Below are 23,266 nucleotides of genomic sequence, written 5' to 3'. Positions count from 1 at the left end.
TGATTATACAACCAGTGGTCAAAAAAATCCAGACTAATGTTTTCTGAAAACGATATTTTTTTAAAACTTAAAAATTTTGTGACAGTGACGCTTTACCGGAGCAATGGAACGTTACATCACCTGTGATATGTATTTGAATAGTCCAACTAACATAAACAGTACATAACCTACGCTCATGAACAAAAAGCTGAGTCTCCACACCGCACGCAGCAGACGCTTGCCGTCAACCTTTCCCTTCAGGCGGTTCTGTGCGCCCCCGATCAAACCGGCTGCAATTAATACTATAAGTAAAATCAGATAAAAGCCGAACCCTGACTGAAATATATTATTAAATAGAGCGGATACCGAAAGCAGTAAAAAAAGTGTAGTCACATCCATGGCGAGCAAGAATGATTTCTTCTTGTCTCTTTTTAAAGCAATACTAATGAAATATACGAGTAAAAAAGGAAAAACCGGAATAACGCTTAATGCTATAAATGAATTGCGAAGTAATTCCAATAGCCTCACCCCTCCTCCGCGATCATGCCTTCTACCAGCCTGCAAACCCAGCGATGACCCGGTACCGCTACGCCGGACCTTTCTGCCATTTCTACAATACTGCCATTTATCCAACCGATTTCTGTTGTTCTAGCTGCAATAACATCTGCAAGCATTGATGAAATATTTCCAGAAGTAGCCCTGCAAACGTCAAGAATATCCTCCCAGGCACTGACTTCGTACACGATGCCGCAAGCTGTATAGACAGCAACAGCTTCTTCAAAGAGTTCCCTCATTAAACGCATCCGGGCCGGTGAGTGCAACAGTCCGCCGTTAGGAGTACGCCATATCGCAGTAAGCGGATTAATCACAGCATTGATTAATAGCTTACGGTAAATCATGTTTTCCACTTCATTCGACAGAAAGGCGGAGAATCCTGCTAATCTTAGATTTTCAAGCAAACGGATTGCCTCCGGTTCAGCGTTTTCGTTACTTGTTTGCCACATTCCAATAGACGTACTCCCTGCTCCGGCATGGATGACTTCACTGGGGGATACGACCTTTGCAGCATCCGTCGTTACGGCAGCATACAAATGCGCATCCGGCAGCAGCTCCTGCAGCATTTCCATGTGACCGCTTCCATTTTGAAAACATATAATATGTACCCTTCGGTTATGCAGCTTTGCAAGCAGTCTCTTTAGCTCGGTATGGAGTACTTTTTGTTTGACCATAATCACAATCCAGTCCGCCGGCTCCTGCAAGTATCTCTCAGGAAATTCCGTTACCGTTGACGCTTCAAATTGATCTCCCGCGACCTGAAGCGCCTCCCGGTGATCCTCATAACTTATCGTGAGTCCCTTCCGGTTCAGTTCCCGGCACTGCTCTGTTCCTCTGCACCATAGCCTGATTTCGTTCCCCGCAAGCAGGAGTTTTCCGGCCAGAAGCATACCCAGGGAGCCCGCACCTATTATATCTATCTTCATGTGTTCCACCTGCCGTTACTCAACAATTTTGTTTACAGTATATCCCTTCCTATCATGCAAAAGCAAAATAAAAATCCCGCTGAAACGGCACAGAAGCTGCCGCCTGCGGGATTTCACAAAAGCCAAAGGTTCACTCGATACGCTCCAGATTTCCATTAGCGTCCATCTTAAAGCGTGTCTTTAATTCCTCTTCTTCCTCATTCAAGAAAGCCAATCTTCGTGCACGGTCCATAATTTGTATTAAGGCTTTATAATCGTCATTGACAACACGGTAATCCGTCTGGGCGAGATTGATTTCCTTGGACAAGCGCTCGTTCTGCACCCGTAATTCTGTCAGCTCTTCTTCCTTGTCCCGTAAATCTCTTTCCAGCATTTTCAGTTGCCGTCCCGCCTCATGAAAAGTACCTTTCCATTGTCTAAGGAACCGAATAACAGCATCAATAGAAAGCGTATTTTCAGTTAAACCTTCACTTCGGCCATATCCTTCTTCAACGTCCCCGATCATCAAAGAAGCTACTTGCGCTCCTCTGGCATTCGGCTGTTTTTTCAAATAACTTCGTTTCTGGCGCTGACCCTTTGCAATACCAATGGCTTCTTCATAGCTTTTTCGAACACAGCTGTTCCAGCGGAACCCGCAGGCTGCCGAGGTTCTGCCGATTTTTTCGCCTACCTCTTCAAAAGCGGCAAGCTGTGTGCTTCCTTCCCGAATATGGCGAAGGGTAACTTCTGCCAATATCAGATCATCTTCCGCACTCCAAGCATCCTGTCTAACGGCTGTCATCCAACCAAACCTCCTAACAACATCTTGAAATTACCATCTTCATAACCGGCAGCTCCGCCGGGTAGTGAATAGAGATAAAAGCTGCTTACTCCATTCCTATGCCTCTCATAGAGTTCATAGAATCTATTTGATACTAAATTGTATTTCCATTTTGTGTAACGATCATACACAGGTGCTGATAATTTCTCTTTTTCAGCCAAAGACAACCGTGTCAATTGCATAAATCACATTATTTTATAATTCCGCTCTTTTTTTGATTGAATTCGTTTACACTCTTTTGTGCAGGGGGTATAATTAAGTATAGGAAAATCCGTCAGATACATACTGAAAGGGGGGACTCTCACGTGGACCGCATGTTTCGGGTACTGGGCTTTTTCACACTTGCTATCGGTTTAATGGCCTTCGCCGGAGATTTGACCGAAATGGCTTTGCTGTTCTTTTTACAAACTGCATTTTTCGTAATTCTTGGTTATATGAAATTTACAGAAAGGATCTATATCCTTTTGTTCTGGGGATACATGATCGTAACCTTCACAGGCTTCAGCTACTGGACGATCTTTCAGATGGGTCTTCCATTATAAACGTATTTTACCCGTGGAACGGAGGCTATTCCTTAACTTAAGGAGTTCTTCCGTTTTTTTGTGCGATTTTTGTAGGTGGGGAGCAAGAAACAGGTTATGATATTTTCGCGGGGATTATCATATCATAAGTACATACCCAATCTGCATTCCATATCTTAATAAGGTGGTGGTGTGGTGCTTGCCCGCCGTTCTCTATGTCGCATGATTGCGGCCATGCTTCTCGTATTATACTGTACATTGCTCCTGCCGCTTCGAGCACCGACCTTGGCTGCCGAACCCGGCGAAGTCCCTCCCCCTTCACTTTCTCTTGATATGCCGGATAATGAAGAAACCCGGGAGCTGCTGCAAAAAACGTTGTCCGTGTCTGAGATCGACCGGGAAATCACCCGTATTCAAGCAGATCAGGTAACTCTTGAAAAAAAGGTTGCGCTTCTGAATATACAGGCTGCCGAGAAGAAAACCGCCATTGCGGACAAACAGGAACGTGCCGGCGCTATCGTGCGTTCTTATTATATGGGAGACAGAGATGGATTGCTGACAGCCTTCCTTTCTGCAAAAAGCATAAGCAGGTTGTTTATTCTATTCGATTATTATGAGATGACTATCGGCCGGGATCATGAGATTCTGTCCCAGTACGAAGCTGAATATAAGGATTTAGAAGCAACGATTCAATCAGCAGAACGCAGTTCCAGGGAATTAGCGGAGTTAAAAAGGACTATGGAGGAGCAGAAGATTCGGGTAGCTGCTCTCAACAAGGAAATTAAGAGCGGGATAGGAGAAAGCACCGATCCCGGCCGCATGGGAGCACTGCTGGAGGAATTTACGCAATATTGGGAGAATATCGGTCTTCACGAGGTTAAAATCTACTTTAAAGCACTTTCAGCAGCGATGAAGGATTTGCCGGCGTTTGTCCAAAACCGGGAGGGAGTGCTGGAACGGCGCGGGATGACCTATCACCTCAGGCTGAAAGAAGAGGATATAAATGAATTTCTGCGCTCCAAAAACCAGCTCTTCAAAGATTTTGCCTTTCAATTCAATGAGAATGGCGTGACCGCATCCGGAAAGAGCGGAAATTTATCACTTATATTAAAAGGGCATTATTCGATTCAGAAGGAACCTGACAACGGCCTAATGTTCAATGTTGATAACGTTATTTTTAATGGCCTGGAACTTCCGGATACGACTCGGGAAGCACTGAAGGAAGAATTTGATCTCGGGTTCTACCCGGAGAAAATCGTTTCCTTTCTTCACGCTACGGAGGTGGAAAGCAAGGATGGCGTGCTTCATGTTACGCTTTCCATTTCGTTTTAGCAGATGAAGCCCCCGGTTCATCGACCTTCACAGTATCGGATCTTATTGCAATGCCTTCTTATAGCCGGCAGCGTCCATCTTGCTTGTAAGCAGTGAAGCTACCGCAGCAGAAACTTTACTCCAGCCGCCTTTGGTTTGTTCAACCGGGGCGGTATCGTCTGTTAACAGTATATCCGCCCTGAAGGGCAGCGGGTCCATTCCTGGCAGCCCTGATCTGTACAGCTCATCCAGTGCCGGTAACCGTCCCGTAAGCTCCAGCCATTCCAGCTGGGCTGGTCGGGAAGTGATATAAGATAACCAATTGACTGCTTCCTCCGGGTAAAGGGATTGTGCCGAAACCGCAAAGCAGCGACTCTCCAATGAATCAAGTCCATTATCATTGCTTTCAATGAGCGGTGCTTCGACAGCCAGATTAGCACTACCATGGGTCTGCCACTCCGAGAGCGGAAGAGCAGCAACGGTGAGTGTGCCTTCCTGAAGCATGTCCCAGACATCCTCGTTGTACCTGCTCGTCAAATAGAAATCACTGCGGGCTTCCTGTGTCCATTCGAGCGGTGCACTATCCTCTGACAGCAAATGACTCCCGACACTTTTCAGGAATGCTGAATATCCGTATGGATTGCGCGTATCCAGCGCCAGTAAAGATTTCCCTTTTGTTTTACGGACATTTTGCAGCAGACTGCTCCATTCCTCCAGGCTTCTCGGAAGTTTTTCAATCCCCAATTCAGCGAGTCTTTCCGGAGAATATACAAAAACATAGGGATCTATATCAAGCGGTACTCCCCAGTCGTATCCATTCCATTGCAGCAGAGGGATCAGTCCGGTAAGCGGTGTGCTGCCCGGAGTTCTTTGATATACGTCAACCGGAAGCAAGTATCCCCGGGTAGCCAAATCCAGGATGTTCCTTCCATCCGTCATGATAATATCAGGGCTGTCACCAACCGTTAAATCGTTAAGAAGCGTCGCATGCGAACTGTCACTATCCCTATTAATCAACTCCACCCTAACCCCGCTGGATAAGGTGTACCGTCCACTGATGAACTGCAGCTCCCGAAACTCTGCATCACTAAGTGAAACTGTAATGCGCAACGGGCCCACATTGCCCTTTTCTCCGGAGGAAGGCAGGGCGGACTGATTCTCGGGATTACTCCTGAGGCGAGGACCGTCACTTGTTTTTAGCTCCAGACTGGGTGAGAGACTTGTCAGCGATAGCAGTAAAATTGCGAACAGTAGCCAATAATTTTTACGTTTCAGCACGATTCTCCCCCTCTAGGCCGGAACTTATCCTCCATCATTCTACCAACCTTTTACCCATTTGTCAGCCCTGATGAAAACGCTCTCTTTCCCTAATATATAAAAAAGGGGATGTCTTGAAGGCTCAAAACCAAAATCAGAGGTTGACCGTTCGTAAATCAAGCCGCTACGGGTTCGGAGGGTTCTTCCGATCGCTGTTAAAGCCCGATTTCTTGATTGTAAGGTGATCATAGGTTGAAATCGGGCTTTAAAGGCGAACACTATCGTTTCTCCAGAATCCCGTAGGGCCCTTCGCTGTGTTCGCGCGTAAAGTCAACCTCTGATTTTTAGATAGAGCCGTCTTGAAAGTGGTTTTTTTCTTGAAAGAGACAGAGCGGCGATTCTCCCGTTACTGGAGAATCGCTGCTTTGTGTTTTTGATCATTGGCGGCTTGCTTCAATAAATTAATGGGCAAGTGAAAGCCACCCGACCTCAAGCGTCACTTTCTACATGCCGCGAAGCAGAAATCGCCGGAATCCCTGGTTGTTCTTCAGTTGTCCAAATACACTCTCCGGCTCGATCATCCGGCGAACCGCCAACCGATAACCCTCTTCACTTTAGAGAAGCTCCCGAACCTGATGTTTATACCCCAACCCTTTTAGGCTCACGGGGACTTCTCGATCTCCAGCAGCCTTTGTACAACTGGCCTTCAGCGGACAGTCCTGGCAGCCGGTACTGCGGTAATGGCGTTGCCGGAGTTCATATCCAATATCTAATGTTTTCTTACTCTCATAGCAAAAATGAAGCTTTGTTCCGGCCGTACACGTTAGGTAAAGTTGGTCCATGGTATATTGAATGTACAAAGGAATTGCTCCTTTTAGGATGGTTGGTGGTACTTCCATTTTACCAAAGGACGGTTTCTTTTTTTGTGATTTTAGAAGGATTGTAGAAACTATAAACCACGACCGTAATCCTACTCCAAAAACAACGAGGGTGTCCCTAGCCATTTACATGGCTTTTGGGACACCCTCATCCGAAATTCATATAAGACAGGTTCTTTCATTTACAACAAATCAGCAGCCAATTGAGCCAGACGGGAACGTTCGCCTTTCTCCAGTGTAATATGTCCGCTGATGCCCTGCTGTTTGAACTTTTCAACGATATAGCTCAGTCCGTTGCTGGCAGCATCGAGATAAGGATGGTCAATTTGCTCCGGATCACCCATAAGAATGACTTTACTTCCTTCACCGGCCCGGGAGACAATGGTCTTCACCTCATGGCGTGACAAGTTCTGCGCCTCATCAATAATAATGAACTGGCCTGGAATGGAACGCCCGCGGATGTAGGTCAGCGCTTCAACCTGGATACTGCCCAGGCCCATCAATATTTTGTCGATATCACCGGCTTTTTTAGTATCAAATAAATATTCCAGGTTATCGTAAATCGGCTGCATCCACGGCCGGAGTTTTTCATCCTTTTCCCCCGGCAAATATCCGATATCCTTGCCCATCGGGACTACAGGCCGGGCAATAAGCAGCTTTTTATATTTGTGTTCATCCTCCACCTTGAACAGTCCGGCCGCCAGGGCGAGCAGTGTCTTTCCTGTTCCGGCTTTACCGGTAATGGTCACCAAAGGAATATCGTCATTGAGCAGGAGCTCCAGCGCCATTCGTTGTTGCGCGTTGCGGGCGCTGATCCCCCATACAGCGTCGTTGCCCAGGTATAAAGGCTCCAAGCGTGTGGCATCACTATTCACTTTGAGCAGCGCTGATTTAGTGCTGCCTATCTCGTCCTTTAGAATAATAAACTCATGCGGATACAAAGAGTATGACAATGCCAGCTGTTTAACAGATAGGGAACGGTTGCTGTAGTATTCATCAATTAAGGATGGATGCACCATTAACGACTGATAACCTGCATACAGCTCATTAAGATCTCCGGTACGGTCAGATAGAAAATCCTCCGGGGTAATGCCCAGCACATCTGCCTTGATCCGGACAAGCACATCTTTACTTACGAGTACCACTGGACGCGGCTCGGCTTTTTCCTTCTCCTCATTCAGATAATTGAGAGCTACAGCTAATATCCGGTTGTCGTTAGACACCTCGCCGAACATTTCCTGCATCTTCAAGAAACTGCGATGGTTGAGCTCTACCTTAAGCATCCCTCCATGCTCAAGCTCCACCCCGCTATGGAGGTGGCCCAGCTCACGGAGTCCATCCAGCAGACGGGACACAGTACGGGCGTTGCGGCCAATTTCATCGGCATTGCGCTTCTTGGAGTCTATTTCTTCCAGTACAATCGCAGGAATAATGACCTCATTCTCCTTGAAAGCAAAAATCGAATTGGGGTCGTGCAATAGCACGTTGGTGTCTAGTACAAATATCTTTTTCATGTTATCCCCTCCACAGCGCCTGGTTTGATTGATACGAAACCAATGTGTCTATTGCTGGTACTGCTGCTGCCGACAAGCTGCGGTATCGTTAATAAAGAGACATCACCCTCTCCTCGGAATCAACAATCTGCAATGCTTTTTGGTCAAAAAAAGCCCAGTGATCATCTCACTAGGCTTTTCTCATGGCAGCAAACACTTGTCCATCCAGCTTGTCTGCCGCACGCTGGTCGTAGACTTTCGCATATCGAGGGGCGGAGTCAAGCTGCGCTCCGTAAAAAAGTGCATTACGCACCGCTTCAATTTCAATATCAAAACAACACATTTTAAAGGGCACATCCAGGAGCGGATCCTGCTGTACAACAGCATGCCCGTTGATAGCATGAACCGTCCCTTCTCCAAAGACAGTCACAGTAACAAGCGGATTAACCTTCATATTATTTACAAGTCTGGAGCGATGATCGACAGCAAGACGAACAATGGAAGGACTCACCGCATAAATCCAAGAGATAGCAGTGGATGTTGGCCCGCCAGTTTCCGCGTCAACGGTATTCAGGAGAACAAAGGTTTCCGATTGCAGCATCGTTAGCAGCGATTCGTTAAGCAGAGAAAAGGATTCAGACATAAGAGCAGACCCCCTTGCGACATGAATGCATTCAATTAATTAATTGTATTATAACATAGGTTGAAACTTGCATTCAATTTTAAAGAAGAGCCCTCAATTACATCAAGGGCTGTCCGAGGGAGCCGGGGATACTTCAGCAAGCCGGTCCTGAAGACTCTGCTTGGCAGCATCAAGCTCTTCCTCGTTAATATATACATAGGGGCTGCGCCATGTTCCTGTCACCGGTTTAAATTCAACATCCTCCTTGGAAATTTTATAGTACTCGGTCATCATATTTTTGAGCTGGTCGCGTTCGATATCCGTCTTCATGTTATTGTTCACAGCATCCAGGATGCTGCCGAGCTTGGCTACGCCCCCAAGGGACTGCATTTTATCAATCATGGAGTGCAGAACCTCGCTCTGGCGCTTGTTGCGGTCAAAATCGTCTGAACCTTTTGTCTTCGGCACGCAGTTGGATTTGCGGTACCGGACATAATCGAGTGCTTCATCGCCACCCAGCTTCGCCGGACCCTCCTTCAGGTTGATATCCGTCCCGTCAACGCTGTCCGTATAACACATATCGGCGCTGATATTTACGTTTACTCCGTTCAGCGCATCCACGACATCACGGAAGGCCTGGAAATCCAGAATGGTTACATAATCCACATCAACGTCCAAATATTTACCCATCATCGTTTTCATTTCATCCTCGGCCGAAATACCGGAGGTTTTTTCCTTTTTCTTAAATCGCGAATAGTAGGCGTTAATCTTATCTTTCTTATACCCGTCCAACTCAAGATAAGAATCACGCGGAAGTGAAACAATGGTAGCCGAGTTAGTAACCGGGTTAAGCGACACGACCATAATGACATCTGTTAAATAAGACACGTGCTTCGGCCTGTTGTCTGTACCCAAAAGCAGCATCGTCAGCGGTTTGACCTTAGCGGATTGCTCCGGAGCCACCGGCTTGTCAACACCGGTATCCAGCACACCCTGATCAAGCTTCACATACAGGTAGGTAAGATAGCCGCCCACTACGAGCACCGCAATGATAAAGATAATGAATATAGCCTTTCCCAACCGGGCAAAAAAGCCCTTCTTGTTATTCCTTTTCGGCTTCTTGGGAAGGGATCTGGGAGGTAAACTGCTGTTACGTATACTCATAATGGAATAAGTCCTCTTCATTTCAATTAGAATTTTAGAACATGTGTATTACTGCCTTTTCGCTAATGCGGCTGCCTTCCTCTTCTGTCTTGCTTCCACGATATAACGGACCCGCACAAGCAGCATGAGGCCTACTGCAACGAGTAAACACTGTATAATCGGCAGCTTGTCATGTTGGAATATAAGGAGCATACCGGAGCCGATGGCCATCATGATGTAGAGTACAATCTCTTTGCCGATGGGCAGCTTTTGATTGACACGGAATACCCGGTTATACACATAAGTAAGCAAAATAAATATAACAATGTAGGCGATAACGGGATGCTCAGCAAACCAGACCTGCATAGCTCAGTCACTCCTTCTGTATATATTATTGCTTACATTATACCATCAGTCATCTTTTTTCACCTTAACGTCTAAAAAAATCAGCCGCCGGAATGCATCCGGCGGCTGATTCAAGTTATTGATTACGAACTTACATGCTGGCTTGCGCCGCTTTACGCTGTTTTTCCACACGCTCGCGTTCGCCCTTATTCAGGACCTTTTTGCGCAGGCGGACGGATTTAGGGGTGATTTCGCAATATTCATCGTCATTCAAATATTCAAGCGCCTGTTCCAGAGAGAACATCCGTGGCGTTTTCATTTTTACAGTTTCATCCTTGGTTGCGGAACGAACGTTTGTAAGTGCCTTTTCCTTACAAATGTTAACAACGATATCGTTGTCACGCGTATGCTCGCCCACGATCATGCCTTCGTAAATATCTGTGCCCGGCTCCAGGAAGAGAATACCGCGATCCTCTACACCCATCATTCCGTAGAATGTGGAAGATCCCGTTTCACTCGATACAAGAACGCCTTGATGACGTCCGCCTACTTGACCGCCGATCAGTGGAGCATAGCTGTCAAAGGCATGGTTCATAACACCGTAACCGCGTGTCAGAGTCAGGAAGTGCGTATTGTAACCGATCAAACCGCGTGCAGGAATCAGGAACTCCAGACGAACTTGACCCGTACCTGTATTCACCATATTGACCATTTCCGCTTTACGGCTGCCCAGGCTCTCCATAACGGCGCCCATGCTTTCATCCGGAACATCAATCAAGAGGCGCTCCAGCGGCTCCATTTTGGCACCATCAATTTCTTTGACGATAACTTCAGGTTTGGACACCTGCATTTCATAACCTTCACGGCGCATGTTCTCGATCAGAATACCCAGGTGAAGCTCACCGCGTCCGGAAACGATAAATGCATCCGGGCTGTCTGTTTCATCTACACGCAAGCTGACGTCGGTCTCCAGCTCTTTGAACAGACGTTCGCGCAGTTTGCGCGAAGTAACCCATTTGCCTTCTTTACCTGCGAAAGGGCTGTTATTTACAAGGAACGTCATTTGCATGGTTGGCTCGTCAATCTTCAGGACAGGCAGCGCTTCAGGATGCTGAGGATCAGCAATGGTCTCACCAATGTTGATATCCTTGATACCGGCGATAGCAACGATGTCGCCTGCGCCCGCTTCTTCGGTTTCTACACGTTTCAGGCCTTGGAACCCGAACAGCTTCTCGATCCGCGCCGTCTTGTGCTTTCCGTCACGCATAATTACTGTTACAGATTGACCTTGACGGATCACGCCACGGTTTACACGGCCGATAGCGATACGTCCCAGGTACTCGTTATAATCCATCAATGTCACGAGGAACTGAAGCGGTTCTTCGACATTTTCCGTCGGAGCCGGGATATGCTCGGTAATGGTCTCATAGAGCGCAAGCATGTTGTCATCCTGCTTCTCAGGGTCCATGCTGGATGTGCCGTTAAGGGCGGATGCATAAACAACCGGGAATTCCAGCTGATCGTCACTTGCTTCAAGCTCAATGAACAGATCCAGAACTTCATCAATGACTTCCTTCGGACGTGCAGCCGGACGGTCAATTTTGTTCACGACAACGATAGGTGTCAGGTGCTGTTCGAGTGCCTTGCGCAAAACGAATTTCGTTTGCGGCATGCAGCCTTCATAAGCATCGACGACCAGAAGTACGCCGTCAACCATCTTCATAATCCGTTCTACTTCGCCGCCAAAGTCAGCGTGTCCCGGGGTATCTACAATGTTAATCAGGAATTCTTTATAGGTAATGGCTGTATTTTTAGCTAGGATCGTAATACCGCGTTCCCGCTCCAGATCGTTGGAGTCCATAGCACGTTCCTGCATGGTTTCGTGCTCTCGGAAAATCCCCGACTGCTGCAGAAGCTGATCGACGAGTGTCGTTTTGCCGTGGTCAACGTGGGCAATGATCGCAATGTTGCGGATATCTTTTCTTGAATGCATGATTTGTATCCAAATCCTCTCATTTATCAAATTAAAAATGTTTAAATTTATAGCAAGTCTGGGCAGTCTCACAAAAGAAGCGCCTGGCAGAAAGCCGACGCTTCAACATATCCTTAATATTAAAGTGAAAGCACCATGAAAAGCAAGTCTTTTTATGAAAAAACAGTTTCCGGCTTGATATTTATTTTTACCAGCCTCGGTTCCATTTATTCCGGTTCCGCGATTTGCCTGTTCCAGTAATGAGCCAGACACCCGCAGCAATCAGAATCGCACCCAGCAAATACAGCGCTCCTGTCCCAAGCCAACTGAAAATCAGCAGCACGATACTTAGCAATCCCAAGATTACAGCAGTGCCGGATAACCCTGCCGTACGCGGCGAAGTATACAGCGAATATTCGTACAAGCCCACCGCCAAACCGAGCAGTAATACAGGCCATAAGTATTTCATCAATCCCCAGCCCCAGGTATTGCAGAAGCCAAACAGCAAGCCATATACCGTCAAAATACCGGCAGGTATGAGCACCGATGCAGAAGCACGGCGGTTAAAGAACAGCACATGCAGGAATAGGCCTGGAAGCAGCAGCACAAGCGGCCATAGATTGCGGCCTAAGAAGCCGAATACTCCCAATTTACCGAATAAAATTACGATGCCGGCAGCGGCGATGAACAAACCGAGCTTCAGATCGTTTTTGGAAGACATCTTTCACCCATCCCTTCAAGATTCAACTTTTAATGCGACAGGATTCTCTTTTTATTTTATCTGAAAATATAACAAAACACCATCATTCTCTGCCAGCGTCCTGTGTGCTTCGTAACAAAAAAACGGACACTCCCCCAATGATGGAGAGCATCCGCCCCTAATCCATGAATAATCGCTATTTGGCTGATCGCAGACGCTGTTTAATGCCCCCTGCCACAACTACAGTTACACCGAATACGATTGGAAGGATGGAATGCAGCGTCGGCAGTAAGAAGGACAGAGCCGCGCCCAGCTTGGCATCATGAAGCAGCATCTCGCCGGCAGTAAAGGCCAGGATATAGGCCCCGATAAATACGAGAAACGGAAAACGGTGCAGCCAGCTTACGATAATGCTGCTCCCCCAGACCACAATCGGAATACTCATTGCGATCCCGACCACGATCAGAGCCAGATTACCCTTCGCCAGCCCCGCAATAGCCAGAACATTGTCCAGACTCATAATGAAATCAGCTACCAGAATGGTGCGTATTGCCCTCCCGACTGTATAGCCCTCTTCCACTCTGAGGTCTTCTTCTTCCTCCAGCAGCAGCTTAAAGGATATCCACAGCAGCAATAAGCCTCCACCTGCTTGAATGTAAGGAATCTGCAGCAGCAAAACTGCGGCAAAAGTAAGCAGGCAGCGCAAAATAACCGCTCCGGCTGCTCCCCACCATACCGCGGTCTTCCGGTGCTTCTCTGGAAGGTTTTTACTGGCAAGGGCGATTACCATAGCGTTATCGCCGCTTAGCACAAGATTGACCATCAATATTTCTACAAGCAGCCATATCGAATCCATTTCCATAACCTCCCCCAACTACATGTACCTACATGTATGTCCAAGAGCGACAAGCTATGACTGCTGTCCAACTATTTTCCGGAGGGATGAATGTCCCCGCCTGTTTTTGCGTATACAAAACTAAGCTATTCTTTTGAAGATGATTGATATTCAGGATTGCCACGAAACTTTAGGAGTGACCTAATTTGAGTACAGCCGCTTGGGAGTTTATATTATCGCTGTTGAACATTGTTTTTCTGGATTTGATTCTGGCGGGAGACAACGCTATTGTCATCGGCCTTGCTGCCCGAAATTTGCAGGCTGACTTGCAGAAAAAAGCCGTACTTGCCGGTACAGCCGGTGCTGTCATTCTGCGGATTATCGCCACCATTCTTGTCGTATGGCTGCTTCAAATCCCCTGGCTGCTGCTGCTCGGAGGATTGCTGCTCATTGTCATTGCTTATAAGCTGCTGACGGATGAGGGCAGCCATGATGATATCAAGGCTGGCGGAAGTCTCTGGCCTGCCGTACGAACGATCATTATCGCGGATGCCGCGATGGGGCTTGACAATGTAATCGCCGTAGCCGGGGCAGCCAAGCATAATATCACTTTAGTCGTGCTAGGTCTGCTGATCAGTGTGCCTATTGTGGTCTGGGGCAGTACGATTTTCATTAAACTGATCAACAAATATCCATGGATCATTTATTTGGGCTCAGCTGTGTTGGGCTTCACGGCCGCCAGCATGATTGCCGAGGAGAAGAACGTGGAGTTCCTTTTTCAGTTCCACCCGTTTCTGCGCTATGCCTTCATAGCCATTGTAATCGCAGGTATTCTGGCTGCAGGTCATTGGAAGCGGAGCATGGGACAACGAAAAGAGGCGAAGGGCGGAGCGGTTCTTTAGCTGTCCATATCGTATGCAAAAGGCCTGCCAGCCGCTGAAACAGCGGAGGCGGGCCTTTTTGATCTTTTCAGTGAGACATCTTAAAACCATTCTTCTTTCATTCTTTCATCAGTACCGGCTTTGGACTCCGGACGCTCATTACCGTAGGGTGTAATTTCCATCGTTTCGGTTAATGCAACAGCTGCATCCAGAAGTGCGGAATAATTAGGGAGTGTGGCTTCTATTTTGTCTACAATGCGCAGATTTGGATTCGTTGTCGGCGACTTGGGCACGAATAAGGTGCAGCAATCCTCGTAAGGGAGAATGGATAAATCGTAGGTGCCAATGTCCTTGGAGAGCTCTACGATATCACTTTTATCCATCATGACTAACGGGCGCAAGAGCGGAAGCGGTGTGGCCCGCCCAATAACATTCATACTCGGCAATGTCTGACTAGCTACTTGTCCCAGACTTTCCCCTGTTACAAGCGCGAGAGCCCCTTCTCTCTCTGCCAGTGACGTTGCAATTTTGAGCATCGCACGGCGCATAAGCGTTATGATCAGATTATCCTGACCGATTCCTGTAAAGGCTGTCTGGACTTCCGTAAAAGGTACCAGGTGCAGCTTTATTACTCCTGCATACCGGGACAGCACCCGTGTCAGATCTATAACCTTTTGGCGGGCAAGCTCGCTTGTATAAGGATAACTGTAGAAATGAACGCATTCTACTGCCAAACCCCGTCGCATGGAAGACCATCCGGCAACAGGACTGTCAATTCCCCCGGACAGCAGCAGCATCGCTTTACCGTTGGTTCCGAGCGGGAACCCTCCTACCGCCGCAATATTTTCGCAGAAAATATAAGTTTGCTCCTGACGGATCTCCACCCTTAGCTCCAGTTGGGGGGAGTTCACATCAACAATCAGACCGGGATAGCCTTTCAAGAGAGGCGTGGAGACGAGCTTGTTCATTTCTATGGAGCCATAAGGGAACTCCTTCCACACCCGGCGGGCATTTACTTTGAAGGTCGTACCCGGTGCTGGAGCAATAATATTCAGAAAGCGGGCACTAACATCGAGGATATCTTCCAATTCCGACCTCGAAACCTTGACCGGGCTGATCGACGCGATGCCGAATACATTTTTCAAAGCGTACAGCAATTCCTGCGCGGGTTCATCATTCAGTTTTACATAAATCCGCCCGAATTCCTTCGTCAGCTGAACCTTGGGGTAAGGGACAAGTATTTCTTTAACATGACGCAGTACCGTTTTCTCAAACCGGGTGCGGTTTTTACCCTTTAACGTAAATTCTCCGAAACGCAAAAGCAGCATATCGGCGTAATTTATACTATTTCCTGCAGCCGCAAAAGCAGCGGGCTCCATTGGTTTCATTGTTACTTCATGCCTCCTTCAGCTGTCTTTAAAGCTCTAACCGCCTGTATCAGCGTCTGTTCCAAGGCGGCAACATCCTCCGGCGTATGGGTGTCTCCGAAACTGATCCGTATTCCCCCTGAGGCTGTTGCCGCATCCTTACCCATAGCCAGCAAGATTCGGCTCGGCTCTGACAGCTTGGAGGAGCAGGCCGAACGGGTGGATACAAGCATGCCCAATTCCTCCAGCTTGCGAGCCATGACCTCGCCTTTCATTCCCGGATAAGAGAAATGCACAATATGCGGAGCTCCATTCTCTGAGCTGTTAACCGTAAATTCCGGGATACCCTCTAAAAACCGCAGCAGCCTGTTCCTTAGCGGAAGTATCCGGTCAACAAATTCCTTTCGCCCCTCACTGCTCATGCGCAATGCTTTGGCGGAAGCTACAATTGCTGCTACATTTTCCGTCCCTGCACGGAGGCCGTTCTCATGAGATCCTCCAGTCAGCAAAGGGAACAGGGAAACTCCTTTCCTGACATACAGAATGCCTACACCACGGGGGCCGCGCAGCTTATGGGGTGACAGACTGTAAAGATCGGCTCCAAATTCCCGGGGAATACCCCCCAGCGTTCCAAAGCCCTGCACCCCATCCACATGAAATAACGTACGAGGATTCTTCTTCCTGATGATACGGCCAATCTCCTGCAAAGGCTGCACCGTACCAATCTCGTTATTAACATGCATAACGCTGACCAGAACCGTATCCCGGCGAACCGCAGCACCGATCCGGGCAGGATCCATAACGCCTGTATGATCCGGGGGGATAAAGGTAACCTCCCAGCCCATCTTTTGCAGCTGCTGGCAGCTTTCATACACGGAGGGGTGTTCGAGCTCGGTAGTTATAATATGGCGGCCTCTCCCTGCATATTGCAGGGCAGCGCCTTTGATGGCCAAGTTGTTGCTCTCCGTCGCTCCGGAGGTAAAATATATCTCGTCGGGCCGAACGGAAAGAACTCCGGCACACACCTCGCGTGCCCGTCCGATCAGTCTGCCGGCCTCTGTTCCTGCACGGTGCAGGGAGGAGGGATTGGCGTAGTGCAGCTTCATGATTTGTTCCATCGTCTGCAGTACCTCCTCATAAGGCGGCGCAGCGGCGGCATAATCCCAATAAAGCATATCTTGATATCTCCTTTGCCGCATACTTTCTTATTTTTTCAAAAAGAGGACCAAACAGGGATCCGATGGCCACAGCAGGGCCTTTGGAGTTTGTCCCGTTTGATCCTTTTTATTATACCGCGTATTTAGCGCGAGCGCGTTCAATTTTGGAAATGTAGGCCTGCGTCTCTTTAGGAAGCTGTTCGAGCTGGGCCATCAGCTCTTCATCATTGCTTACGCCCAGCTTGGTAACCCGTCCCGGACCGGCATTATAAGCCGCCAGAGCCATTTTCTCCTGACCGTCGAAGCGTTTCAGTTGATAAGATAAGTAACGGACACCGCCGTCAATGCTTTGGGCAGGATCAAACGGATCGGATACTCCCAGCCCTCTGGCCGTTCCATCCATCAGCTGCATCAGCCCTTTGGCCCCGGCAGAAGAAACAACATCGGGTTTAAAGGATGATTCCGTGTCAATCACCGCCTTGATCAGATCCACCGGTATGCCGTACTTGATACTCGCCGCCTGAATCAGGTTCTCATAATCCGTAGGCTTCGTTTCTTCTGAGCCCTGGATACCTGTCCAAATTTCCGCAGCTCCTGATATTTCCCCGGAAATGTTTCTGTAAGAGCCCTCGCCCGATGCGGGAAGCTGCTGCCACAGCAAGCCATCCTTATAAGAAACCCCTGTCGGCAACACGGTTGAGGATGCATTCTGTTCCGCAGCAGATTTAGCTGACATCTCCTGAAGCATTCCCGCAAACTCGGAAGCACCTTTCCCTGACACTTCCCTATCATTTGCGGTACTGTTCTTCGCAGTTGCGCTCTTCAGATTCACCCACTTCAACTGACCTAGTCCGCCTGCCACGGCCGAATTAATTCCCATTCTTCTGTATTCCCTCTTCCCTGGTGTGTTTATATAGTTTATATATTAACAAATCGCCATATTTGGGGTGTTATCATATAATTTTTAGGGCTCAACACCAAAATCAGTACTTGAAATGTTCTGCGAGCAAACAAAGGGGAAAACTCCCTCTAATTTTGCTCGCAGCAGGATATTTCATTAATTAGAGGGAATTACTCCCTCTAATTTTGCTCGCAGCAGGATGTTTCATTAATTAGAGGGAATTACTCCCTTAAATTTTGCTCGCAGCAGGATGTTTCATTAATTTAGAGGGAATTACTCCCTTAAATTTTGCTGGTTAGGCTCCAAGGGTCTTTGGCTGATAATAGAGGGCGGAATTCCCTCTATTTTTAAAATATCAAGGAATTGGACAAAATTAGAGGAATTTCCTCTTTTATTCTGTCATATCTCCATCTCACAGGCTCTTTCCCTTGCACGGCAAGGTGTTTACCGGAAACCAAACGCATGTAAAAGCGGGCATAGAAAGGGAGATAACCGTGCGCAGTTTTCGGCTGGAAAGCAAGAACTGATTTTTAGATAGAGCCATTTTAGAATTTAAATATGTCTATATATTATATTTAATTGAGAATAATTGCTATATCATCAAGCAAAAAAACAGACTTCAGACCCCTAACATTAGGTCCTGAAGCCTGTTTAAGTGTTAACGTGCAAACGGGATCATTACAAAATAACTGAGCGTAGCCACAATACCAAGGCCCATCGCCCAAGCACCGGTTGTTTTTTGGCCGCGGTTATAGGCAAAGTAGCCAATAACAGCAGCTACTGGACCGAGTACGATGGACCAAAGGAACAACGAAGCAATGCCAAAACCCAGCCCCACATAACCCATTGTTTTTCCGTCTGCAATTGTTTCACCTGCGTCTTCGGCAGGGGCAAGCATGCTTGCCGGTGCCTTATAAGGAGTTACTTCCGCAGCATATTCCTCTCGGTGTTCACGATCTCTGCGCGGATAATCGACTCTCCGGGGTTTCAGGATTATTGTCCTCGGTTCAGAAGATCCGGTTGAATGGTTCTTATTCTCCGTATCCATTGACGGCCTCCTAAGACTTCGGCTTAAAGGTCAAACAACAGGTAGCTGAGGAACTTGCCGCTTTGTCTTGATGATTGTTGCCCACAGTCATCTCTTCGGCGTATTCTTCCTTAAAACGGCTTCCAACATGCTTGTCGATCTCGATAATAATTTCATCGGCTCGGCATACATTGCGCTCTCCCCAATAACTACAATTGCTTACACTGCAGTTGACTAATGTTTTATTGGACATAGAATATCACCTCGCCTACATTATGTCCGCAGGATTCCCCCTTTATGCGGTAAAACAGCTTCCAGTTAATAAAACCGCCGAAACCAAGAAGAAACGGCTTCACCGTCCTTATAGGGACGGCACCCGTTTCTCGGAGAAATATAAGGATAAAGTATAGAGTGAAACTTATACTTTATCCTTATATTTTAAAAAAGGACTGGCCCCCATCGTTATTCGCGACAGGGCCAATCCTTTGTTCTTAAATGTATTTGGGTTAGATTAAACCTGATTCTGCATCCGGCGCTCAGTCAGATAATCGCTCTCATAATAAGTCAGATCATCACGGAGCTCTTCATACACCTTGGTAATCTCCAAAATAATGTCGCGCGCCGGGCGCACCGGTTTTTTGCGGAAACGGATGGCGTCTTGTCCTGTGTAAGCATAACGTCCATCTTCGGAATAGCTCTCGTTCTTCGGATAGAAGAAGTTGTTGACGCCGTAGTGATATACGTTATAAAGCGCTTTTTGCGCAAAGGATTCATCAAATGTGGCGCGGCGCAGGGCTACTCCCAATTTCTCATAAGACATTTCCGAGAAAACCAGCAAATGGCGAAGATCGGACAAAAAGCCTTGATAGAAATGAGTCATTTCTTCATCCTGCTCGGGTCCTAACTGCGGCAATGCATGTTGATTCAGGAATAATTCCATTTTTTCAATTGCATACTTTAGCTTTTCTCTCGTCGTTTCGCACAACTTTTGCACATTGGCTGCTGACATGGCGGTTGATCCCCCTTAATTGTTCCTTGCTTTTGTGTTTTGTTGATCGACTGCTGTTACATAATTCCTTGCATATGAAACGATTTCATGTATTATCCTACCATAAAAAACAGGACGAAGGTATCCTTTTCTGCAATGCATAAAATTTGTCCTCTCTTCTCAACCTATGGATATTACAATGCCATGGAGGAGCGGAAAATATGTCCCGAAAAAATCTAACGGTCGCCAGCCTGGTTACTGCCGCATTTACCGCTGCTGTCCTTATATTTGCTCCACGACCGGCAACAAAGGAAACGGTACAAGCCCCTGTCCCGCCCATACCCCAAGTGGAAAAAACAATGAAAAAAAACGCCCTGAGTCAGGATGTAAACGCCACAGACCGCCTAAACCGGATGGATGTCAGCAATCATCTGCGAACCCTTCTCTCCGATACCCGGGGAGCTGCGCCGCAACCTATTTCAGTGTATGCTCGCAGGCTACTGCAGGGGCACGGGCATATCACCATGCTGATGTGGATAGATTTTCGGAACAGCAAGACCATGACCTTCAAATCCGCACTCCCCGTGGGGACCGAAGAGGAACAAAAGGTTCTGCAAAAGTATCTGAAAAGCGCCAAATCCGCTGTAAAGAGCCATCAATCGTATGAATCTCCTGTCTTTACTGTTGACCGGGAGAATTACTATTTCATAGCTCAGCGTGATCAGGATGGACAAACCGGTGTAATTGCACTTATCAGCCAAAAGGTATTGGGCCGTGTCGCCGACCACCAGCTGAAAAATCTGCGGCTTATCCCTTACCCTAAGGAAGGCAAATACCGCGTAGAATCCGTTCACGCAGATACGCTTCGCAATATGACCGTTAAGACCGGTCATGATAATGAAAATGCAAGCCATTATTACGAGAATGAAATCGTTGTCCGATTCCCGAACGACCATCCCACAAAGGCACAGCTGGCGGCTATTTCTGCCGATATTCATTGCAAAGCCCCGCGCAAGCTGGGATACGCCTACATTTTCCGATCATCAGAAATGAATTATCCGGAGCTCAAAACATACTTCTCCAAGAAGTGGAATCCTTTGTACTCTGAGCCTCACTATATGTATTTAACCAATGATGCGGTCAACGAAAATACGAAAGGAAATCTACCTCCCAATGATCTTCTGTTCTCCACGTATCAGTGGAATCTTCCGGCGATTCAAACGGAGCAGGGCTGGCAATTGTCCAAGGGAGCCGAGGATGTCATCGTTGCGGTTGTGGATACGGGGGTGCAGGCCAATCATCCCGACTTGAAGGGTAAGCTGCTTACCGGATTCAACGCCATAACCAGCAGCTCCACGCCTGACGACGACGTAGGCCATGGCACTCACGTGGCCGGAATAATCGGTGCCCTGGTGAACAATTCAGAGGGTGTGGCAGGGATAAGCTGGTATAACAAGATACTTCCGGTAAAAGCGCTCGACAACTCCGGTGCAGGAACCACTTATTCCGTAGCAGAGGGCATTATATGGGCGGCAGACAACGGTGCCAAGGTAATCAACCTTAGTCTCGGCAATTATGCCGACTCCCAATTTTTACATGATGCCATCAAATATGCATATGACCGCGATATCGTCATCGTCTCCGCCGCCGGTAATGACAACACAGAGCGTCCAGGTTACCCGGCAGCTTATCCCGAGGTGCTTGCGGTTGCAGCCACAAATGCCTCAGCGAAAAAAGCCTCCTTCTCCAATTTCGGCGATTATATTGATGTTTCTGCACCCGGAGAGAGCATAGCCAGTACTTATACTGACAACCAGTACGCCGCCCTGTCCGGTACTTCAATGTCCAGTCCCCATGTAGCTGCATTGGCGGGTCTGGTACGTTCCATAAATCCGGAATTGTCTAATACGGAGGTTATGAAGCTGATGACAGACAATGCCATCGATCTCGGAACGCCCGGTCAAGACAAATATTACGGCTGGGGCCAGGTGGATATCTACAAAACTCTTCAAGCCGCCAGCGGCAACGAAGTTCCTTTGCAGCTTTGGCCCCAGCGTGTCCGTCAGCAGATGAACAGCTTAAAGCAGCGGCTGAGCAACACCCCCTAGTCCTTTTGTTCAAGAAAACCCGAGAGCAACCTTAGAAACAGCATCAATCCCTGTTCCATATCCGCTTCAGACATTTGGGAGTAGCACAGCCGGATATGTGTTGACTGCTCTTCACCGGAGTAACAGACATCCCCAGGCAAAAAAGAGATGCTGTTCTGTTTGGCCAGTGCATGCAGCTCCATAATATCAGAACCGGCGGGCAGCTCCAGCCAGAGACTCAGTCCCCCCTCCGGAAGAACACAATTCACGCCGGAGGGCGCATACTGCTTCAGCAGCTTGGCTGCCTTCTCCATGCGGTTTCGTAATGAAGTTCGAAGCTGCCCGGCATAGGCCTTGTATTTCTTGGAGATGAAGGGAAGCACCGCCCGCTGCGTGAGCAAGGGACTGCCGAGATCGCTTGCTGATTTGGCTGCGATCAGACGGGAGAGAATATTGCCCTCAGCGGCCACACAGGCAATCCTGCACCCCGGAGCCAGCACTTTGCTGAAGCTTTTGATATAGACGACATGCCCCTCGGAATCCATGGACTTGATGGAGGGCGGCGGCGGCATCCGGAAATAAAGATCGCTGAAAGGATCATCCTCCACAATCAGACAGCGATAGCTGCGGGCCAGCTCCAGCAGCCGCTGTCTTCTTGCCATGCTCATGGTAATACCGCTTGGATTCTGAAAGGAAGGATTGGTGTAGATCAGTTTCGGTGGTCTTTGGTCGCATAGCTTGGTGAGAATATCAACCCGCATCCCTTCCTCGTCCATCGGTACAAATATCATTTCGGCCCCACGACCTGCAAATACATCAATAGCCCCTGTATAACTTGGAGCCTCCAAATAAACGGTATCACCGGGACCTACAAATGTACGGGCTACAAGATCAATACCCTGCTGCGCCCCGCTGGTGATCATCACATTGGAGCTGGACAGCCTAATTCCTCGCTCCTGCAGATGTGCCCTCATAATATCCCGGAGCTCTAAATCTCCCTGAAAGTTACCATACGTGGCCATCAACTCAGGCTGTTCAGTAACCAGCGCTGCCATTTGGCCCCCAATATGCCCGATCGGCAGCAGATCAGCATGAATAGCGGCCAGATGAAAAGGATAAGCCACCTCTGAATAATCAAAATTACGCCAAAGCTGCGCCCGTGGCAAATAATCAGAATATTGCCTGGACCAGCCGTCTCCTTCATGCCCTTTTTTCTCTTCGGATTCCGTTACAAAACAGCCTAACCCCTGTTCACAGTTGATCAGCCCCCGCCTCTCCAGCTCCGCGTAAGCCTTGCTCACAGTAACCTGGCTGACTTTAAGGGTAACCGCCAGACTCCGCACAGAAGGCAAACGGACTCCGCGTTCCAGCAACCCTGAAGATATGCGGTATCCTAACGCTTCGCAGATTTGCAGCGGCAGGGACTTCCTGCCGTTGCGGATTAATTCAATATGCACTCTTATTCATCCTTCACTGTTATATTGGGCGCTTTACTGTTATA

Annotated in this window: 23 protein-coding genes and 1 pseudogene; 4 read left to right on the top strand and 20 right to left on the bottom strand. The window is 48.0% G+C overall.

What is annotated here, in order from left to right:
- Positions 1-111 precede the first annotated feature (111 nt).
- From PaeBR_RS09050 to PaeBR_RS09035, 4 genes are all read right to left on the bottom strand, one after another.
- Positions 112-498, bottom strand: coding sequence for a DUF3397 domain-containing protein (locus PaeBR_RS09050; RefSeq protein WP_410514505.1), 387 nt, complete (start codon positions 496-498; stop codon positions 112-114).
- A 5-nt stretch (positions 499-503) separates the two neighbouring features.
- Complete coding sequence (locus PaeBR_RS09045; protein ID WP_410514504.1) at positions 504-1,460, bottom strand: ketopantoate reductase family protein; 957 nt, start codon at positions 1,458-1,460, stop codon at positions 504-506.
- 130 nt (positions 1,461-1,590) lie between these two features.
- Positions 1,591-2,241 (bottom strand): RsfA family transcriptional regulator, encoded by a 651-nt coding sequence (locus PaeBR_RS09040; RefSeq protein WP_410514503.1) that lies wholly within the window; start codon positions 2,239-2,241, stop codon positions 1,591-1,593.
- Positions 2,238-2,456, bottom strand: a complete 219-nt coding sequence (locus PaeBR_RS09035) for a hypothetical protein (RefSeq protein WP_410514502.1) — start codon at positions 2,454-2,456, stop codon at positions 2,238-2,240. Before PaeBR_RS09035 ends, PaeBR_RS09040 begins: the two co-directional genes overlap by 4 nt.
- Positions 2,457-2,585: 129 nt before the next feature.
- Between PaeBR_RS09035 and PaeBR_RS09030 the strand changes: the two genes are divergently transcribed.
- Both PaeBR_RS09030 and PaeBR_RS09025 read left to right on the top strand, forming a co-directional pair.
- Positions 2,586-2,822, top strand: a complete 237-nt coding sequence (locus tag PaeBR_RS09030) for a DUF2626 domain-containing protein (protein ID WP_307586003.1) — start codon at positions 2,586-2,588, stop codon at positions 2,820-2,822.
- 174 nt (positions 2,823-2,996) lie between these two features.
- Positions 2,997-4,133, top strand: coding sequence for a coiled-coil domain-containing protein (locus tag PaeBR_RS09025; RefSeq protein ID WP_410514501.1), 1,137 nt, complete (start codon positions 2,997-2,999; stop codon positions 4,131-4,133).
- Between the two features lie 42 nt (positions 4,134-4,175).
- Here the strand turns inward: PaeBR_RS09025 and PaeBR_RS09020 are convergent, their stop codons facing one another.
- The 9 genes and pseudogenes from PaeBR_RS09020 to PaeBR_RS08980 all read right to left on the bottom strand — a co-directional run bounded on the left by PaeBR_RS09020 (position 4,176) and on the right by PaeBR_RS08980 (position 13,378).
- The gene (locus PaeBR_RS09020; protein WP_410514500.1) at positions 4,176-5,390 is read right to left on the bottom strand and encodes an ABC transporter substrate-binding protein; all 1,215 of its coding nucleotides are present in this window, start codon (positions 5,388-5,390) and stop codon (positions 4,176-4,178) included.
- A 482-nt stretch (positions 5,391-5,872) separates the two neighbouring features.
- Positions 5,873-6,211: pseudogene (locus tag PaeBR_RS09015) on the bottom strand (transposase).
- Between the two features lie 218 nt (positions 6,212-6,429).
- The gene (locus tag PaeBR_RS09010) at positions 6,430-7,761 is read right to left on the bottom strand and encodes a PhoH family protein (RefSeq protein ID WP_410514499.1); all 1,332 of its coding nucleotides are present in this window, start codon (positions 7,759-7,761) and stop codon (positions 6,430-6,432) included.
- A gap of 169 nt (positions 7,762-7,930) precedes the next feature.
- Entirely contained in the window at positions 7,931-8,383 is a 453-nt protein-coding gene (locus PaeBR_RS09005; RefSeq protein WP_410514498.1) for a pyridoxamine 5'-phosphate oxidase family protein, read from the bottom strand.
- A 102-nt stretch (positions 8,384-8,485) separates the two neighbouring features.
- Positions 8,486-9,526 carry an LCP family protein gene (locus tag PaeBR_RS09000; protein ID WP_410514497.1) on the bottom strand — a complete coding sequence of 347 codons (1,041 nt, stop codon included), beginning with the start codon at positions 9,524-9,526 and terminating at the stop codon, positions 8,486-8,488.
- A 48-nt stretch (positions 9,527-9,574) separates the two neighbouring features.
- The gene (locus tag PaeBR_RS08995) at positions 9,575-9,871 is read right to left on the bottom strand and encodes a YlaH-like family protein (RefSeq protein WP_410514496.1); all 297 of its coding nucleotides are present in this window, start codon (positions 9,869-9,871) and stop codon (positions 9,575-9,577) included.
- A 130-nt stretch (positions 9,872-10,001) separates the two neighbouring features.
- Positions 10,002-11,843, bottom strand: a complete 1,842-nt coding sequence (gene typA / locus PaeBR_RS08990; protein ID WP_410514495.1) for a translational GTPase TypA — start codon at positions 11,841-11,843, stop codon at positions 10,002-10,004.
- Between the two features lie 187 nt (positions 11,844-12,030).
- Positions 12,031-12,543, bottom strand: coding sequence for a hypothetical protein (locus tag PaeBR_RS08985; protein ID WP_410514494.1), 513 nt, complete (start codon positions 12,541-12,543; stop codon positions 12,031-12,033).
- A 175-nt stretch (positions 12,544-12,718) separates the two neighbouring features.
- Positions 12,719-13,378, bottom strand: a complete 660-nt coding sequence (locus PaeBR_RS08980) for a TerC family protein (protein WP_410514493.1) — start codon at positions 13,376-13,378, stop codon at positions 12,719-12,721.
- Between the two features lie 185 nt (positions 13,379-13,563).
- Here PaeBR_RS08980 and PaeBR_RS08975 point away from each other — a divergent pair, with 185 nt between their 5' ends.
- The gene (locus tag PaeBR_RS08975; RefSeq protein WP_410514492.1) at positions 13,564-14,259 is read left to right on the top strand and encodes a TerC family protein; all 696 of its coding nucleotides are present in this window, start codon (positions 13,564-13,566) and stop codon (positions 14,257-14,259) included.
- A gap of 80 nt (positions 14,260-14,339) precedes the next feature.
- On the opposite strand, the gene thiI is transcribed toward PaeBR_RS08975, so the two are convergent.
- The 6 genes from thiI to PaeBR_RS08945 all read right to left on the bottom strand — a co-directional run bounded on the left by thiI (position 14,340) and on the right by PaeBR_RS08945 (position 19,699).
- The gene (thiI, locus tag PaeBR_RS08970; RefSeq protein WP_410514491.1) at positions 14,340-15,626 is read right to left on the bottom strand and encodes a tRNA uracil 4-sulfurtransferase ThiI; all 1,287 of its coding nucleotides are present in this window, start codon (positions 15,624-15,626) and stop codon (positions 14,340-14,342) included.
- 2 nt (positions 15,627-15,628) lie between these two features.
- A complete protein-coding gene (locus tag PaeBR_RS08965; RefSeq protein ID WP_410514490.1) occupies positions 15,629-16,780 on the bottom strand; it encodes a cysteine desulfurase family protein in 1,152 nt (383 codons plus the stop codon).
- A gap of 112 nt (positions 16,781-16,892) precedes the next feature.
- Positions 16,893-17,642: a lytic transglycosylase domain-containing protein gene (locus PaeBR_RS08960; protein ID WP_410514489.1), complete on the bottom strand. Its 750-nt coding sequence runs from the start codon at positions 17,640-17,642 to the stop codon at positions 16,893-16,895.
- Between the two features lie 679 nt (positions 17,643-18,321).
- Positions 18,322-18,711 carry a hypothetical protein gene (locus tag PaeBR_RS08955; RefSeq protein WP_410514488.1) on the bottom strand — a complete coding sequence of 130 codons (390 nt, stop codon included), beginning with the start codon at positions 18,709-18,711 and terminating at the stop codon, positions 18,322-18,324.
- Positions 18,712-18,721: 10 nt separating this feature from the next.
- The gene (locus PaeBR_RS08950) at positions 18,722-18,943 is read right to left on the bottom strand and encodes a DUF1540 domain-containing protein (protein ID WP_410514487.1); all 222 of its coding nucleotides are present in this window, start codon (positions 18,941-18,943) and stop codon (positions 18,722-18,724) included.
- Positions 18,944-19,201: 258 nt separating this feature from the next.
- The gene (locus PaeBR_RS08945) at positions 19,202-19,699 is read right to left on the bottom strand and encodes a YpuI family protein (RefSeq protein ID WP_410514486.1); all 498 of its coding nucleotides are present in this window, start codon (positions 19,697-19,699) and stop codon (positions 19,202-19,204) included.
- A 200-nt stretch (positions 19,700-19,899) separates the two neighbouring features.
- Between PaeBR_RS08945 and PaeBR_RS08940 the strand changes: the two genes are divergently transcribed.
- Complete coding sequence (locus PaeBR_RS08940) at positions 19,900-21,786, top strand: S8 family peptidase (protein WP_410514485.1); 1,887 nt, start codon at positions 19,900-19,902, stop codon at positions 21,784-21,786.
- Here the strand turns inward: PaeBR_RS08940 and PaeBR_RS08935 are convergent.
- Positions 21,783-23,222 (bottom strand): PLP-dependent aminotransferase family protein, encoded by a 1,440-nt coding sequence (locus PaeBR_RS08935; protein ID WP_410514484.1) that lies wholly within the window; start codon positions 23,220-23,222, stop codon positions 21,783-21,785. The genes PaeBR_RS08940 and PaeBR_RS08935 overlap by 4 nt on opposite strands.
- Positions 23,223-23,266: the final 44 nt, after the last annotated feature.

The organism is Paenibacillus sp. BR2-3 (assembly GCF_046529485.1).
Classification (GTDB): Bacteria; Bacillota; Bacilli; order Paenibacillales; family Paenibacillaceae; genus Paenibacillus_AQ.
The sequence above is the reverse complement of the archived record's forward strand: the minus strand, read 5'-3'. Positions and strand labels throughout refer to the sequence as shown.

Coding starts and splice junctions, on each gene's coding strand:
- PaeBR_RS09045 (WP_410514504.1), bottom strand. CDS start 1,460: ATGAAGATAGATATAATAGGTGCGGGCTCCCTGGGTATGCTTCTGGCC.
- PaeBR_RS09040 (WP_410514503.1), bottom strand. CDS start 2,241: ATGACAGCCGTTAGACAGGATGCTTGGAGTGCGGAAGATGATCTGATA.
- PaeBR_RS09010 (WP_410514499.1), bottom strand. CDS start 7,761: ATGAAAAAGATATTTGTACTAGACACCAACGTGCTATTGCACGACCCC.
- PaeBR_RS09005 (WP_410514498.1), bottom strand. CDS start 8,383: ATGTCTGAATCCTTTTCTCTGCTTAACGAATCGCTGCTAACGATGCTG.
- PaeBR_RS09000 (WP_410514497.1), bottom strand. CDS start 9,526: ATGAGTATACGTAACAGCAGTTTACCTCCCAGATCCCTTCCCAAGAAG.
- PaeBR_RS08995 (WP_410514496.1), bottom strand. CDS start 9,871: ATGCAGGTCTGGTTTGCTGAGCATCCCGTTATCGCCTACATTGTTATA.
- typA (WP_410514495.1), bottom strand. CDS start 11,843: ATGCATTCAAGAAAAGATATCCGCAACATTGCGATCATTGCCCACGTT.
- PaeBR_RS08985 (WP_410514494.1), bottom strand. CDS start 12,543: ATGTCTTCCAAAAACGATCTGAAGCTCGGTTTGTTCATCGCCGCTGCC.
- PaeBR_RS08980 (WP_410514493.1), bottom strand. CDS start 13,378: ATGGATTCGATATGGCTGCTTGTAGAAATATTGATGGTCAATCTTGTG.
- thiI (WP_410514491.1), bottom strand. CDS start 15,626: ATGAAACCAATGGAGCCCGCTGCTTTTGCGGCTGCAGGAAATAGTATA.
- PaeBR_RS08965 (WP_410514490.1), bottom strand. CDS start 16,780: ATGCTTTATTGGGATTATGCCGCCGCTGCGCCGCCTTATGAGGAGGTA.
- PaeBR_RS08960 (WP_410514489.1), bottom strand. CDS start 17,642: ATGGGAATTAATTCGGCCGTGGCAGGCGGACTAGGTCAGTTGAAGTGG.
- PaeBR_RS08955 (WP_410514488.1), bottom strand. CDS start 18,711: ATGGATACGGAGAATAAGAACCATTCAACCGGATCTTCTGAACCGAGG.
- PaeBR_RS08950 (WP_410514487.1), bottom strand. CDS start 18,943: ATGTCCAATAAAACATTAGTCAACTGCAGTGTAAGCAATTGTAGTTAT.
- PaeBR_RS08945 (WP_410514486.1), bottom strand. CDS start 19,699: ATGTCAGCAGCCAATGTGCAAAAGTTGTGCGAAACGACGAGAGAAAAG.
- PaeBR_RS08940 (WP_410514485.1), top strand. CDS start 19,900: ATGTCCCGAAAAAATCTAACGGTCGCCAGCCTGGTTACTGCCGCATTT.